Source organism: Lactobacillus sp. UMNPBX15, from assembly GCF_002553785.1.
Taxonomy (GTDB): Bacteria; Bacillota; Bacilli; order Lactobacillales; family Lactobacillaceae; genus Lactobacillus; species Lactobacillus crispatus.
The window spans coordinates 21,565-36,476 of the sequence record NZ_PCYV01000021.1 but is presented as its reverse complement, the minus strand read 5'-3'; the positions used below and the strand labels follow the sequence as shown (position 1 = coordinate 36,476).

Sequence of the window (14,912 nt, the reverse complement as noted above, 5' to 3'; positions counted from 1 at the left end):
GGACTTGAGCTTTTTAATTATTTATTCAACTTACCGCAAAAAATTATACACTTAGTGGTTGAGAGATGCAAAAGTATAGAAGTCAGTTTTGATTAGTAAAATGGAGTAAAATGAAGTAAAATATAAATGTAAAAAGTAAAATGAAGTAAAATGAGGAAAAATATGTATAATGAAAATCCTTTTGATGCTGAATTTGGCGGGATCCCAGAGCTATATCTTGATTTTAATGATGATGCAGTTAAATTTGCTCAAAGAGCCCATCGTCTCAAGAAACATCCAACTTATTCTCTCTTTATTACAGGGGTACGAGGTTCAGGAAAAACAGTTTTTATGAACAAAGTGGGTAAAGAACTAAAAAAATATAAAGATACTATGGTAGTCACTTTGCACAATTCTGATGATCTTTTTCGAATGATGTATATCAAGCTAGTGCCTATGCTAGATAAAATCAAAAAATGGACGCCATCAATTTCTATTAAAGTTCCTTTTGTATCAGTAGATTTCACTGAAGCAAATGAAAAGCATGATGAAATATATTATAAAGTAGAAATTAACAAGATTCTTAAAGCTTTGAACAAAGTGGGGATTCGTGTTGCATTTTGTATTGATGAAGTGTCAAATACACCCACAATTCAAAAATTGGCTGAGGAATTCAACGACTGGAGCCTAAATAACTATCAAGTTTCAGTGATTATGACCGGACTATTAAGTGAAGTGGCGGAACTATCAGGCACACATAATTTAACCTTCTTGGTTCGGGCGGATAGGTTTCACGTCTCTAAACTATTTGCGTCGTCAATTGCCAGAACTTACATGGATGTATTAGACATAACAGCTAAGCAAGCAGAAATTTTGGCAGATATGTCAAAAGGCTATGCTTATGCATTTCAATTGATCGGAGATTTGATGTATGAAAATTTGAGTCAAAAGATGACGTTTGAAAAAGCTTTGGAATATACTAAACTTAGATTCCGTGATGTACTTTTCAACCAAGCGTATGATGTAATTGCTCATGAATTAACGGATGTGGATTTTCAATTTTTGTACGCTATGGCGCAAGATAATAGTATTAGTTCAATTATTAGGACTATGCAAAAAAGTAAGCAGTATGTTAATAGCTATCGTGCAAAATTAATTAAATATGATCTAATTAAGCCAATAATTAGGGGAAAGGTCGGTTTTACCTTACCTTTGTTTAGAGATTTCATTCAAGCAAAGTATGATGAACTTAATTGGGGCTAGAATTTATTGAAAAAATTCGGCAGAAAATCACAGAAATGAACGCAGATCCAGTTTGGAGGGATACTATTATGGACTATGAGACTAAGCTAGCTGAAGAGCGTGAATACGGTGAAGAAAAAGGAATTTTAAGTGCAACAGTGAATGCAATTAAGAAGATCATTCGTCGTAACCGGAGCTATGGTGTATCAGATTCCAAACCTTTGGAGGATCTGACAGAAGACTACCATGATTCTGTTTCCCGGGATCAAATTGAACAAATGATGAAAGAAGCCTAGGTCTAATGAAAATAGCCGCTACTCAATGTGAGTAACGGCTATTTTTTACTTCTCGTCATCAGCGGAGCTAGAACTTGCGCAGATGATTGATCGTTGCTTGAGGAAGCCGCGCTGGATTGGTTGATGGATGATAATTTAAGTAATTATTCTTTTGAAAAAATATTTCTTACTTGTTGGAGTAAATTATCGAATTCTGTTGATTCTTTTATGTGGCCGATTATTTTTCCATGACGGGCAATGAAATCATACGATAGCATTTGAAATAATAATGCATCTCCATTTGTGTGACTAGCATAATCTAGCACATAGAATCTAAATGGATCATCTCTAATATGGTTATGAGTAATTGCTAGTCCTATTACTAATCCAGACTTTTTAGTGTAAGCATGTCTGCTCACTACTAAATAGCGTCTACGAATATTTCCTTTTTCAGGATCATGTCCACCCATTTCGTGACCAGCATGTGGTTCAGCATCGATCATTATTATGTCACCTTGATGGACATCAATCCTTCTCATTTGCTAGTTCCTTTCCGACAGGTTTGACTTCTCTAGGATTGTATCCTAATTCTTGGTATTCTCGCTTTATTTCAGTATCATAATCATAATCGTCATAAGCGGGGTCTGACCATAAATCATAATTGTTTTTAGCAATTCTTTTGTATACAATATCACCGTTTTTATTTACATCAACAGAGAATTCTGTATTAAGTGGAACTTTGATAGTACTTGGAATGGTAAGCACTATTGAATTTCCTTGTTTTCTAGCCTTGACTATCATAATAAGCCTTCCTTATGCTAAAAATATTTTATTATTTAAGTATATACTGTGAATACAGTGAGCACAAACAAAAGGAGCCACAAATTGGCTCCTTTTTCGTTTGCTTACTTGTTATCATCAGCAGCAGAGCTGGAACTTACGGCAGATGATTGATCGTTGCTTGAGGAAGCCGCGCTGGATTGGCTGCTGGATGATTGTTCCTGCTGGTGATCGCTTGAAGAAGATGAAGAACTTGATTGATCATCTGACTTCTTGTTTGATGAGCTGGACTTCTTGGACTGCTCTTTATCCTTATCAGATGAGGATTTTGCAGAATCATCCTGACTAGAATTGTCTTTGTTAGAATCTGCATCAGAATTATTAGATTTTTGCTGGTCAGGATCAGCGTTCTTTTTATTGGAATTATTATAGGAAGTATTATTGTGCGTTTGAGTGTTGGCATGGCTAATGTAAGCACCGGCGCCACCTCCACCTAAGATGAACATCGCAGCAATAACACCCCAAAAGACCAATTTCTTCATAATAATAAACTCTCCTTATTTTTAGAAAAAATATTAACGAATTTGAGCCAATTGGTGACTTTGAATCGTTAGTTATAGTGTAAGACATCCGGCCGGCAGGTTGATTACAAAATACTCAATTTTAACTAATTATTAAGAGGTAGAAGAAAAATATGAATTACGAATTAACTGAACAATCAATCCAATATGTATTTGGCAACAAGAAGTATAAGAATGGGCAAAAGACCCGTAACTTGAAGAACGTAAAGACTGGCGCTAAGGCAGATGAGTTGCAAAAGGTGGGTCAAGCAATTGCTAGTTTGCAAGAAGACTCACTTGATGAAGCATACTTAGTGCAGAAGTCACGTCTTGTACCAGCAGCTGAATAAATTAACGAACATATTTAGGAAATAAGGAGAAAAAATGATGGCTAAAACTACTAAGACTATGAAGTTAACTTTCTTGAACGGAGAAAAGAAGAAAATTAGTATTACATTGGGGGATGCAGTCGATAATCTAACTGCGGATCAAGTACGCGGTGCGATGAACACGATTGCGGAAGCCGATGCATTCGAGAAAGATGGTGTTGCATATTATCACACTCCTCAATCAGCTGCATACATTGAACGCACTGTTACTGATATCTTTAATGATTCAGCAGAATCTGCAGTTGAGCCTGCAGCTAAGCAAGACTAATCTGGACTTGCTTGACCAACTAATTAGCTTGGTCAAAAGGCTCAGGAGAAAATATCGCAAGATGTAGAGTTCACACTTAGACCTTTAACAGAAATCGTATAGTAATATTACTTTTTCAATTGATTTTGTTACATCGTTGTAAAATTTAAGAAAAAGTAAAGAAACAGTAAAGCGGGCGTATGCTCGCTTTTTCTTGTTGTGTCTAGGATTACGGCATTTTGTTATTTTAGATTTGTGTGAATGGTATTGGGATAGGGAATAGGTGAATTATTACAAAAGCAAGATTGTAGTCAATTTAACTTGCTATTTTTTGGTGAGGTTAGTACAATATGAATCGTGGTAAGTAATAGGACGTGCTTCAGGCGTGTCGCCTGTACGCATGCTGATCCTTCAGCAAGACTACTACCTCACGAGAGTTATAAACTCGTGGATCTTGCTTTGAATGATTTTGTACATTATAGGCTCCTACATGCTGAACCTATGGCCTATTACATTTTTTATATTTCAAGGAGGAAAAGACCACATGAAGAAAAATTTAAGAATTGTTAGCGCTGCTGCTGCTGCTTTATTAGCTGTTGCTCCTGTTGCTGCTTCTGCTGTTTCTGTTAACGCTGCTGACTCTACTGCAACTACTACTGCTAACGCAAGCAAAGCTGTAACTACTGTTGATCTTGGTGGTAACAACTCAGCAACTGTTGCTCAAAATTCAGATGTAAATCTTGCTACTAACTTTACTGCTATTGCCTATGTTGCAGGTCAAAATGGTGCTCAAGGCACAAGCGGCGTTGTATCTGGTTCAGTATCAGCAACTTACAACGGCCAAACTTACACTGGTAATTTAACTACTGATGTTAACAAGAATACTAAGGTTTACAATGCAACTACTAAGAAAGAAGTTGCTGTAAATTCAGCTGATTTTGTTGCTGGTCAATACTACGCAGTTATTCCAAATGTTTCATTTAACTTTGGTCCTGCTAACGCAAACAAGAAGGTTACCATTGCCCTTAAGGGTGGTGTATTAACTCCAGCAGATAAGAGTGTTAAAGCTGGTGAAAGTGTTACAATCACTTTAGACCAAAACGGTGTTGCAAACTTTGCTGAAGTTCAAACTCCTAACTTTAAAGCTGTAAATCCATTTAGCAACGCAACTGTTGCATGGTACAACAACAACGCAGTTGCAACTTCAGCTAACGTAACTGTTAACGCTGGTAGCAACAACCTTGTAAATGTAAACCAAATCGTTGCAGCTTTGAACAATTACAAGCCATTCGAATTAAGCCGTGGTGACAATGGTAACGTAACTTCAACTTCACTTACTTCACCAATTACTGCTGAAGAAGTAACTAACCAATTGAAGAAGCAAAACATTACTGTTGATGGTGCTGGTTACTTTACTGCACCAACTTCATTAAGTTTGTCATTCACTGCTACTGCAAACAACAGTAACGCATCAGCTGCTTTACCTGTAACTGTTTCAATTCCAAATGGTAAGGTAACTACTGTACCAAGCCAAAGCAAGACTATTAGGCACAACGCATACTACTACAAGGAAGATGGTACTACTCGTGCCAACAACGACAAGGCTAAGCGTTATGAATCAGTAACTGTTGCTATGTCAACTAAGAAGATCGGCAACAAGGACTTCTACGAAGTAATCAAGGATGGCAAGGCTACTGGTATGTACATCAACGCAGACAACATTGATGGTACTAAGCGTACTTTGAAGCACAACGCATACGTTTACAAGACTTCAAAGAAGCGTGCTAACAAGGTTGTTCTTAAGAAGGGTGAAGAAGTAACTACTTACGGTGGTACTTACACATTCAAGAACGGCAAGCAATACTACAAGATCGGCAACGATACTAAGAAGACTTACGTAAAGGCTTCAAACTTTTAATTAAGTCTATGTAGTAGATAAAGATAAAACGAGGCATTCGCCTCGTTTTTCTTTTGCTCTAGTTTTCATTATTCTTACACTTCATTTGTAGTCACACATATTAGTTAAGGCGAACAGTAAGTAGCTAATCTACTGTATTTTCCATGATATAATTAAGCAAGTATATAATACGAGGAAGTGTATTAATGAAACTAGATGACATTAAAAATATGGAAGCTACTTATCTTGATTACAAGGAATCATTGGAGACTACTAAACCTGTAAGTTGGCTTAAATCTGTTGTAGCTTTTGCAAATACTAAAGGCGGGCATATTATCTTTGGTGTGACTGACGAAGAGCATAAGTTTATTGGAATAGATAATTTACAACAAACTTCTTCTAAAATCTCTGAACTTATTTCTACCCGAGTTTCACCTTGGCCTAGATTTACATTAGCTCCTATTGATAGTGAATATTCAGATAAGAAATGCATTGATCTAGAAGTCGCTCCTGGTCCAGATTATCCATATTATTATATCAATACGCAAGAACATGCTATTTTTATGCGGCATGGAGATCGTTCAGAAAAAGCAACACCGATAGAGCAAAATAATTTACTGCTAAAAGGAATGAACAAAACATTTGATGCACTTCCGACTAGCTATAAATTACCAGATGTAAGTTTCACCTTATTAGCTGCTACCTTTAAGAAAGAAACTGGTGAAGACTTTGATATTTCACGCGATTTAATTTCGATGGGATTTGTAACACAAGATAATATCGTGACTAACGCAGGGCTATTACTGTGTGATCAAGGTTATTTACGCCAGTCTAAGATTGTCTGTACTCGGTGGAAAGGAATCGAAAAAGGCAGTGTTGATGGAGATGCCTTAGATGATGAAGAATTTACAGATGCAAGTTTGATTACTCTGCTATCTAATGCAGAAGCATTTATTAGAACCAATTCTAAGAATCCTTGGACAATTCGTGGAATGCGACGAGAAGAAAATAGCGACTATCCATTCAAGGCTGTTCGAGAAGTTTTAGTTAATGCATTAATTCACCGTGATTATCAGATTCAGGGTTCTGAAGTACATGTTGATATGTTTGATGATCGGATGGAAATTGTGTCGCCTGGTGGCATGATTAATGGGAGTAGAATTCAGGATCTTAATCTAAAGCATGTTCCTTCTATGAGAAGAAATGAAATTATCTCTGACATTTTTGGTAGATTACATTACATGGATCGCCGTGGTAGTGGTATCCAACGAATTTTGAGTGCATATACCGATTTTGTAGAGCAGCCTATCTTCTATTCAGATGATACAGTATTTTTAGCAACTTTGCCCAACAGAGGAATTGCTACGCCAAAGAGTCCACTTCAGAGTGAGAAGAGTCCACTTCAGAGTGAGAAGAGTCCACTTCAGAATAAAGAAAGCAATATAATAAAAAAATGGAATGAAAAAGGTATAAATAAAATCTTTAGAGGACAAACCACTAAAAAATTATTAGAATTTTATATGAGATATAGCTCTAAGTATTCGTTTAATCGAAATTTACTTGCTAATTTTTTAGAGATAGCACCAAATTCTGCATCGAAAATTATTCAAAAATGTAGAGAGATTGGAATTATGCGAATGGAAAAACGCGGAGTTTACTTCTTTACTGATTTAGGTTGATAAATGCAAAATAATGTTAAAGATATCAAATAAATCACTATAATTATATTTTCAAAACGATACATCAAAACAAATAGAGTATCGTTTTTTCTTTTGCTCTAAAAAAGGCGTCGCTGTTGCGACACCTTGGAAGATAATTCTGCTGTGAACTATTGATTATTGTTTACTATAAACTTCATGTACTAGTTTGATAATTTTATCGTGGCTAAGCATATCGCCATAATTATTTGTGAGTTCTTGTAGGACTGTATCTTTAGTTCCATCCATTCGCTTAATAGTTAGGACTAGCTTTTTAGCATCTTCTACTTTTGCTTTTTTAGTTGCTTTTTTAGCAACCTCATTCATTTCGTATTCTAGCTTGTCCATGTCTTCGACCCACTTTCCGCTGTTCACGTAATGGTCGACATCCTTTTGCAAGCTGGCGATATAGCCTTCCGGATGGTTGATGATTCCGTTCATGTAATCTAGGAAATCAACCATCTTTTGGTTTAGATCATGATTATTGCCCTTGGAATTGAAAACCTTAACGTGCGTACCAGTCTTGAATTCTCGGATATCGACTTTTAGTTTAAACATATTTTACTTCATTTGATTCCATTACAGCACGTAATTTATCTAAAAGTTCCGTGATATCGTGAAAAATAGTAACTTTTCTTTCTTAATTGTTATATAAAGTTGCATATTACTTTTATTTTGATTTTGTTATAATTTTATTCGGTGCTTGTACCTCCTAATGTCCAGTCCATTAAAGGAGGTGAGTATAATGCGGGACATTCTTAATATAACTATTACGGCTGTAATTGCGCCGATTGTGGTGAGCGTTTCCGTTCATGCACTTAACGAAGCCTATGACGATTGGCTAGAGAGTCATCGCTGCAAGAAGCGAAAGCATAAGCGCAATAAAAGAAGACAGCACAGGCACCGATAGTTAGCTATGAGAAGGCTTTTGTAGTGCTTTCAATAATTTAGCGAAAATAAAAACCATTGCTCAACCGGAATTCGAGTAATGGTTTTTGTTTGCACTTTTTTGAATATAATGCAGTTTTCTTAATATAACCTACACCTAGTATAACATAATTTTTTTCTCTGTATAGTCTAGCACCTGGTTCATTGTTTACTATTGTTCCATTACAGCACGTAATTTACCTAATAACTGCTTTTTTAATCGTTTCAATGTAATGCGTGGTACGCCGCATTCCTCAACTAATTGCGTGATTGTCTTCTTCTCAAGCAAATGTTCAAACAGAATTACTTGTTCAAGATGACTAAGCTTCTTAGCTTCATTCTTTAGTGCAACAAGGTTGTCCCAAGCTGCAGCTTCACCAAGATCATAGGCTTTATCGATGGCTGTATTACGTTCGCACACTCGTTGTTCGCGGCGTAGAGTATCAATTATATGCCAGAGAAGCTTCTTGAAACTCAATTTATCAATTTCCGTACGCGTTTTTTGACCATCTAGCTTGCGCAACATCTCGGCATACAAAATTACACCTTCTTGCAACAGATCTTCATAGAGATGATAGTCCGGTCGAACATGTGCCGCCTTTAAGGCACCACCAACTAACTTACGATTGTTCCATGCTTCTTCGAAATATTTTTGACTTGTCATTGTGACACTCTCCTAAATGATGTCACAAGCGCTTGTGTACTATTAGATTAGCAAGATTGAATCCGCAGAAAAACTTAGTGGTGAGATGCTCTAATCCCAAGTGTCGCATGTGTTTGTTAATTTCTACGATAAGCAAAGCCAAGTCAGATAGTACCTGACGAAGAACAGATGATAGTCAAAAAAGTGCAAAAAAATACAGCTCATGAGAGCTGTTAACGATTATATCTGATCTTAATAATCTGCTTAGTAAAAAAGCGGTGTTCACGGTGCAAATAATCTAATGGCTTAAATTCTTTTACAATTGTAAGTAGATGCAAGTTTAAAACATGATTATAGAATTTGTCAGCTAGCTTTTTGAAACTATCAACAGCATACAAGTCCAGTTGCACATAATAGTTGGAATTATGCAGGATTGAGTCAGAATTAATGACTGTTACGCGAAGATTATTTTCTTGCAACATATGCTGATAATATAAGTCAGAATAATAATGATTATGAAACAGATACTGACCAATTATCTTCGTAAGATTGGGCTTAGGAGAATCAAAAGCAAAATTATAAACCAAGCCGTTTTCATCAAGTGCAATACTGTTGAAAATAGCTTGATCATGGCGTTTAACGTGGAAGTCTTTAATCCAGTGCAAGCAAATCCAGTCCGTGAAGAAGTTTCCACTAAATGCATGCATTGAAAAATAAAGCACATTGTACATGACAATCCCTTGATAGATATCAACTCCAGCCTCGCGAGCTAGCATTCTCTGCCAAATCATATCGCAATGTACGGCATGCCGCATCAATCCTTGCATCATGGCATGTGTTGACTTCTGACTAAGCACAATTCCACGATTCAGGTCGAAGGCTACTGCCTTATATTTGCCTAAGATAGGATTTTGCTTGAACTCATAGACTGCCAATGTGTTCTTATTGAGTCGATATTTATTGTCATACGTAATGTACTGCGCTAGTTGCGCGTCATTCTCAATTCTCCATTTGGTAAGATCTTTGGACCAATTACGATATTTTATGTCAGTGGGCAAGCTAATAATCCCCAAGTTACGTTGCTTGTAGGCTGACACATCCATCACACTCCCTATGTTTGAATATATCTATATTGTTTTAAATATTGAATAGTATTATACAGGATGAAGCATTGATTGTATAGCTAGAAATTATTATGCTGAAAAAACAATTTTATAAAAAATTTTGCCGATTTTTTGCGTAATAAACAATAGAGGGTAAATTTTATCCTACTATTTTTTAGAAAGAGGTGCGCAATGAAAAATACGCACAATAACAGGCAATGGTTTGGTTTTTCAGAAGACAAAGTTTTTGGTGAAATCATGTCCAATCCAGCTTTTTGCAGACATGTTTTGCAAGGAATTCTGCCGGAGATCCCAATTAAGAAGATCTTTCCGCCTAAGAAGCAAGAAGTAATCATCGATCCTGAGCATCGCGATCAAAAAGATGTCCGACTCGATATTTTGGTTGAGGATATTAACGGCAACCTTTACAATATTGAGATGCAGCGGTCAGACGATGACGATATTGCTCGTCGCATGCGCTATTATGCTTCGAAAAACGATCAAAGGTATACTCTCCACCAGGGCTATACTTACAATGATTTGAAAAATGTCTTCATTATTTTTCTTTGCACGTTCAAAACTAAGCAAAAAGTTGCAATCAAGTCTACATACCAAACTATTAATGTAGACAATCATGCAGATATATTGCAGGATGGCTTGACTAAAATTATAATTAACTCAAACGGAGTTCCTGATGGAACCGAGACTGAAACATTACTTAATTTAGTCAAACTCATGAAAGATTTACCGGTACATGGCGATAAACTCTTTGATAAGGCACAAAAACGCATCGAATCAATGAATGCCGATCCAGAATGGAGGGATACTATTATGGACTTTGAAACTAGAATGCTTGAACGCGAGCAAGTTGGTGAAAAGAAAGGCCTGCAGCAAGGTCTTAAAACGGGTGCACTTACCTTAGTCGCTTCTTTGAAAGATGTTGGCTGCACTAGCCCACAAATCCTGCAGCAATTAAAGCAAAAGTATGGCAACGTATTCTCTGATAAGCAGTTAGAAGAATTTCTGAAACAGAGCTAAGTTGTAACAACAATATTTTCCAAGATGTCGCATAAGCGGCATCTTTTTTGAGCCAATACATTAATTTAAACGTAAATACTGCAAACAAACCATGAATATAGAAAAATATAAAAAAATATGCTAACATGTTCATATAAAGATGAAACAACTTGCATGTGCGAGAATTAAGACACAAAAAAATCGCTACTCTAATCGGACAAATGAGTAACGATTTTTTGTTTCACCAAATTTTATAGCATTAAAACTAAATGTATTGGCTGAGGGTATCGCAACAGCGGTGCCCTTTTTTAGAGCCAAAAAGCGGTATTTATATGATTGATTGCTAATCAAGGCAATTAGAAAAAACTGATGATCATTGAGATCATCAGTAAAAGGTGCAGATTAGGTGAGAAAAAAAGGAAAATTAATTAGATTTACTTTTACTGAACATCTTTCGTATAAGATTGGGCATTGCTTCAGCTTGAGCTATTAATCCGATATACCATATAAAATAATAGCTTTCCTTTGAAAAAGACTGTTAAGCTACACAATACACAGCCTAACAGTCCAACAAAATTATAAAAGTCACAATAAGAGGACGGACAGGACCATATCGCCTGTCAAGACTAACGATCAGATATAAAGCCTCTGTCGGGCACCATAGCGCCTCACAACTATAGCGAAAAAACACAGCATTATATCAGCCTGATTTGATTTTTTTATGAAAAATTATAACAATATTATAATCTAAATTCAATTATTTTTACTTAAACATTAGTCAAAGTCATGCTTATTTTTCAGAGCAAAAGAAAAACGAGGCAAATGCCTCGTTTTCCTTATATACTACTTAGACTTAATTAAAAGTTTGAAGCCTTTACGTAAGTCTTTTCAGTATTGTTGTTGATCTTGTAGTATTGCTTACCGTTCTTGAATGTGTAAGTACCACCGTAGGTAACAACAGTGTCACCCTTCTTAAGAACAACCTTGTTAGCACGCTTCTTTGAAGTCTTGTAAACGTATGCGTTGTGCTTCAAAGTACGCTTAGTACCATCAATGTTGTCTGCGTTGATGTACATACCAGTAGCCTTGCCATCCTTGATTACTTCGTAGAAGTCCTTGTTGCCGATCTTCTTAGTTGACATAGCAACAGTTACTGATTCATAACGCTTAGCCTTGTCGTTGTTGGCACGAGTAGTACCATCTTCCTTGTAGTAGTATGCGTTGTGCATAATAGTCTTGCTTTGACTTGGAACAACAGGATCTGCAACGTTAGCTACAGTGAAAGTTACAGGTAATTCCTTGCTCTTGCCGTTAATATTTGAAACAACCTTAACAGTTGCCTTAAATGAATGAGGAGCAGTAAAGTAACCAGCTGGTGAAACCTTAATACCAGCATTTTCTAATTGCTTGATAATGTCATTACGTGAAGTATCTAACTTAATACCATGACCCAACTTTGCAAAGTCAAGAACGTTTTGGGCACCATCTTGTACATTGCCATTACGGCTTTCAATACGTTGCATTGCGGTGTACTTGCTGAAGATTGCTTGCATAATTGAATCAACGTTAAGTTGCTTGTTGTAGTCTGCAAGAACCATTACATTACCGTCTTTAACGCTAGAACCATTTTCAACGTCGTAAAATACAACGTTATTGTTGTTTTCAGGGTTAAGAGCAGTTAAGTTACCTTTAAGTTGTAAGTTACTTACAGTACCATTGTTGTCTAACTTACCCTTAATAGCAGTTACATTACCATTAGTTGTAGTTACTGGAGTCCAGCCTGATGGTAAAGTACCAGTGAATGAGAATGGAGTGTTTTGTGGCAAAGTAAGAGTAACTTCCTTACCAGCATTGTTTGCACCAAAGTTAAAACCAACATTATTAACAGTAACAGTATATTGGTTACCAACAACTACTTTCTTAAAGTTATTGGTAGTTTGAGTTTTACCATCAGTACCAGTAGTTTGCTTGTAAATTACATCACTTGTATTGTCCTTAGCAGTTACTTCAACAGTTGAAGCACCATTTTGACCGTTAAATAAGTTAGCAGTAGCAGTTACACCAAGAGCAGTTGCAGAGATAGAACCAGTAAGGCCACCATCTTGAACAACCTGTGCAGTATCATTAGGAGTAAGTGCACCGTTCTTAGTTACAGCACTGTTTAAAGCAAAGCTAGGGTTAACATTAGCAACAGTGTTATTGCTGATAGTAGTACCACCTAAGTTAATGTGTGAGTAGTCTGAAGTACTGTTAGTAGCGTTAACAGTAGTGTTGTCAGCAGCGTTAACAGAAACAGCAGAAGCAGCAACAGGAGCAACAGCTAATAAAGCAGCAGCAGCAGCGCTAACAATTCTTAAATTTTTCTTCATGTGGTCTTTTCCTCCTTGAAATATAAAAAATGTAATAGGCCATAGGTTCAGCATGTAGGGAGCCTATAATGTACAAAATCATTCAAAGCAAGATCCATGAGTTTATAACTCTCATGAGGTAGTAGTCATTGCTGAAGGATCAGCATGCGTACAGGCGACACGCCTGAAGCACGTATATTGTGTACTCGATTTTTGCCAAGCGATGAAAGGGTGGTTTTTGTCCTCTTATTTGCTAGGGGTAGGTGGGTGGGTTTTGTCCGCTGCGTGATTTTTGGGATGAAAAAAGAACTAAGAAGCAGAAACCTGTTAAAGAATCATGCCTTATCTCAAGCTATTTCAGATGTTGGCTGGCGTAGTTTCCTGAACATGCTGGCTTATAAGGCAGATCTATATGGCAAAGAATTTCTAACAATTGATCCTAACTACACCACCCAAAGATGCCATCAATGTGGCAGTATTATGGGCCAAAACGGTTATAAGAAATTAACCCTTAAGGATCGAGAGTGGACTTGCCCAATCTGTCGAACGCACCATATTCGTGATTGGAATGCCGCCGTGAACATCTTAGAAAAAGGATTAGGCAAGTGGCAAAATCCTAAAATAAAAAAAGCAGCCTAAGCTAGGCTGCAGTCCGCTAGCAACTCGCGGACTCAAAAGGCTTTGGTAATTAGACGACCTCTATCGGCAATAGTCAAAAGATTATTGCTGGTAAGTCAAATCCGTATCTAAGCAAGTTGGTGTTCTGGTTGGTGCAAGCTAACAAGCCACCAAGCCCAAGACTTCAGTCTAGGGTAGTTGACTATTGATACATGTACAGATAAAAATGCATGTATTATTACTTGTACTACTATCATAGTAAAATTGACATATTCATGAATTATTCAGTAGAATTAAAGCAGGCTTTCAGCAACGGTTAGCTACCGCGAAAGCTTAGTAACTTAGTGCTGACTCCACACCCCTCACAAATCCTGATGTTACGGAGGTGATGAGTCATGCCAAATTGGATAAGACTGGAGAGTGCGAAAGCCGCGTGATAGCTTGGTCTATTGCAATAAGTATAACGCTAGGCGCAGTTGGCAAATTTGTCATCAATCTAGCAAAAGCTTATGCGATAATAAAAAAAGCTAACCACAAGGGTTAGCACGAACCGTCACCTGAGTTACGATTGGGGTTAGCAACTTGCACTTGCTAGCTCCTTTTCTTTTATTATTATATGAAATAAAACCAAAAACTGCAATCAATTAAAATTTGGTGTAAGTGTAAATGTTTTTGCGGTAGCCTAAAAACCATTAGTCTGACCTTAATTCCTTAATAATTTATGTGGTTTAACATTCGATTGAATTTACTTAAATAACTTCCGCCAGCAACTTCTGTTGTTAACGCTCCATGTTGAATTCCAATGTGCGTTTCATGACGCCGCTTTAAGCTATCTCTAGCTGCTGCCTGTAATTTCTTGCTGATCAACTTACCTGTCTCAAAGTCACTATTGAGCCATTGCTCTAAGCTGTGACAGCACTTTTTGAAATGCACGAAGCTATTAGCTACTTCCTTGTAGGAATACTGGATGAAAACAATGAAGAACTACAGAAAAGTGTAGCAGATGCACATTATTATGCTACTCAAACAGAACTTGATGCTGAAAGTATTGATGATAAACTTGCTTTAACCGTAGTCAAGTTACTGTTATTAGCTAAAACGCACATACTTATTTTGCTACTGAGCTTGCTAAACGTAGCTTTGAAGTTGAAATGCTGATATAAGCATTATGTGTTGAAATTATGAATAAC

The 14,912-nt window shown here is 36.8% G+C and carries 16 protein-coding genes and 2 pseudogenes; 10 read left to right on the top strand and 8 right to left on the bottom strand.

Annotated elements, in window-relative coordinates; all coding sequences use genetic code 11:
- The first annotated feature begins 162 nt into the window (after window positions 1-162).
- The gene (locus CP366_RS06355) at window positions 163-1,242 is read left to right on the top strand and encodes an NB-ARC domain-containing protein (protein WP_005721691.1); all 1,080 of its coding nucleotides are present in this window, start codon (window positions 163-165) and stop codon (window positions 1,240-1,242) included.
- 68 nt (window positions 1,243-1,310) lie between these two features.
- Window positions 1,311-1,517: a hypothetical protein gene (locus CP366_RS06350; protein ID WP_233186489.1), complete on the top strand. Its 207-nt coding sequence runs from the start codon at window positions 1,311-1,313 to the stop codon at window positions 1,515-1,517.
- A gap of 143 nt (window positions 1,518-1,660) precedes the next feature.
- On the opposite strand, the gene CP366_RS06345 is transcribed toward CP366_RS06350, so the two are convergent.
- The 3 genes from CP366_RS06345 to CP366_RS06335 form a co-directional block, all read right to left on the bottom strand.
- Window positions 1,661-2,035 (bottom strand): type II toxin-antitoxin system PemK/MazF family toxin, encoded by a 375-nt coding sequence (locus tag CP366_RS06345; protein WP_233186488.1) that lies wholly within the window; start codon window positions 2,033-2,035, stop codon window positions 1,661-1,663.
- A complete protein-coding gene (locus CP366_RS06340) occupies window positions 2,022-2,297 on the bottom strand; it encodes a hypothetical protein (RefSeq protein WP_013085715.1) in 276 nt (91 codons plus the stop codon). Before CP366_RS06340 ends, CP366_RS06345 begins: the two co-directional genes overlap by 14 nt.
- A gap of 104 nt (window positions 2,298-2,401) precedes the next feature.
- A complete protein-coding gene (locus CP366_RS06335; RefSeq protein ID WP_005718396.1) occupies window positions 2,402-2,818 on the bottom strand; it encodes a hypothetical protein in 417 nt (138 codons plus the stop codon).
- Window positions 2,819-2,970: 152 nt separating this feature from the next.
- Here CP366_RS06335 and CP366_RS06330 point away from each other — a divergent pair, with 152 nt between their 5' ends.
- The 4 genes from CP366_RS06330 (at window position 2,971) to CP366_RS06315 (ending at window position 7,048) form a co-directional block, all read left to right on the top strand.
- Window positions 2,971-3,186 carry a hypothetical protein gene (locus CP366_RS06330; RefSeq protein WP_005718397.1) on the top strand — a complete coding sequence of 72 codons (216 nt, stop codon included), beginning with the start codon at window positions 2,971-2,973 and terminating at the stop codon, window positions 3,184-3,186.
- Window positions 3,187-3,220: 34 nt separating this feature from the next.
- Complete coding sequence (locus CP366_RS06325; protein ID WP_005724048.1) at window positions 3,221-3,493, top strand: DUF2922 domain-containing protein; 273 nt, start codon at window positions 3,221-3,223, stop codon at window positions 3,491-3,493.
- 523 nt (window positions 3,494-4,016) lie between these two features.
- Window positions 4,017-5,390: an SLAP domain-containing protein gene (locus CP366_RS06320; protein WP_089145676.1), complete on the top strand. Its 1,374-nt coding sequence runs from the start codon at window positions 4,017-4,019 to the stop codon at window positions 5,388-5,390.
- A 185-nt stretch (window positions 5,391-5,575) separates the two neighbouring features.
- A complete protein-coding gene (locus CP366_RS06315; protein ID WP_098034927.1) occupies window positions 5,576-7,048 on the top strand; it encodes an ATP-binding protein in 1,473 nt (490 codons plus the stop codon).
- Window positions 7,049-7,204: 156 nt separating this feature from the next.
- Here the strand turns inward: CP366_RS06315 and CP366_RS06310 are convergent, their stop codons facing one another.
- The gene (locus CP366_RS06310; protein WP_013085720.1) at window positions 7,205-7,624 is read right to left on the bottom strand and encodes a hypothetical protein; all 420 of its coding nucleotides are present in this window, start codon (window positions 7,622-7,624) and stop codon (window positions 7,205-7,207) included.
- Between the two features lie 187 nt (window positions 7,625-7,811).
- Between CP366_RS06310 and CP366_RS10710 the strand changes: the two genes are divergently transcribed.
- Window positions 7,812-7,976 carry a hypothetical protein gene (locus CP366_RS10710; protein WP_155515509.1) on the top strand — a complete coding sequence of 55 codons (165 nt, stop codon included), beginning with the start codon at window positions 7,812-7,814 and terminating at the stop codon, window positions 7,974-7,976.
- Window positions 7,977-8,165: 189 nt separating this feature from the next.
- Here the strand turns inward: CP366_RS10710 and CP366_RS06305 are convergent, their stop codons facing one another.
- Window positions 8,166-8,657 carry a sigma-70 family RNA polymerase sigma factor gene (locus tag CP366_RS06305; protein WP_089145677.1) on the bottom strand — a complete coding sequence of 164 codons (492 nt, stop codon included), beginning with the start codon at window positions 8,655-8,657 and terminating at the stop codon, window positions 8,166-8,168.
- A gap of 212 nt (window positions 8,658-8,869) precedes the next feature.
- The gene (locus CP366_RS06300) at window positions 8,870-9,739 is read right to left on the bottom strand and encodes a hypothetical protein (RefSeq protein ID WP_013085722.1); all 870 of its coding nucleotides are present in this window, start codon (window positions 9,737-9,739) and stop codon (window positions 8,870-8,872) included.
- Window positions 9,740-9,931: 192 nt separating this feature from the next.
- On the opposite strand from CP366_RS06300, the gene CP366_RS06295 reads away from it, so the two are divergent.
- Entirely contained in the window at window positions 9,932-10,777 is an 846-nt protein-coding gene (locus tag CP366_RS06295; protein WP_089147957.1) for an Rpn family recombination-promoting nuclease/putative transposase, read from the top strand.
- Window positions 10,778-11,613: 836 nt separating this feature from the next.
- On the opposite strand, the gene CP366_RS06290 is transcribed toward CP366_RS06295, so the two are convergent.
- The gene (locus CP366_RS06290) at window positions 11,614-13,125 is read right to left on the bottom strand and encodes an SLAP domain-containing protein (RefSeq protein WP_089147958.1); all 1,512 of its coding nucleotides are present in this window, start codon (window positions 13,123-13,125) and stop codon (window positions 11,614-11,616) included.
- A 282-nt stretch (window positions 13,126-13,407) separates the two neighbouring features.
- Between CP366_RS06290 and CP366_RS06285 the strand changes: the two are divergent.
- Window positions 13,408-13,743: pseudogene (locus CP366_RS06285) on the top strand (RNA-guided endonuclease InsQ/TnpB family protein); the annotation flags it as partial.
- Between the two features lie 690 nt (window positions 13,744-14,433).
- Here the strand turns inward: CP366_RS06285 and CP366_RS06280 are convergent.
- Window positions 14,434-14,628 (bottom strand): annotated as a pseudogene (locus tag CP366_RS06280) (ISLre2 family transposase); the annotation flags it as partial.
- Between the two features lie 21 nt (window positions 14,629-14,649).
- Here CP366_RS06280 and CP366_RS06275 point away from each other — a divergent pair.
- Complete coding sequence (locus tag CP366_RS06275) at window positions 14,650-14,880, top strand: hypothetical protein (protein WP_223876242.1); 231 nt, start codon at window positions 14,650-14,652, stop codon at window positions 14,878-14,880.
- Window positions 14,881-14,912: the final 32 nt, after the last annotated feature.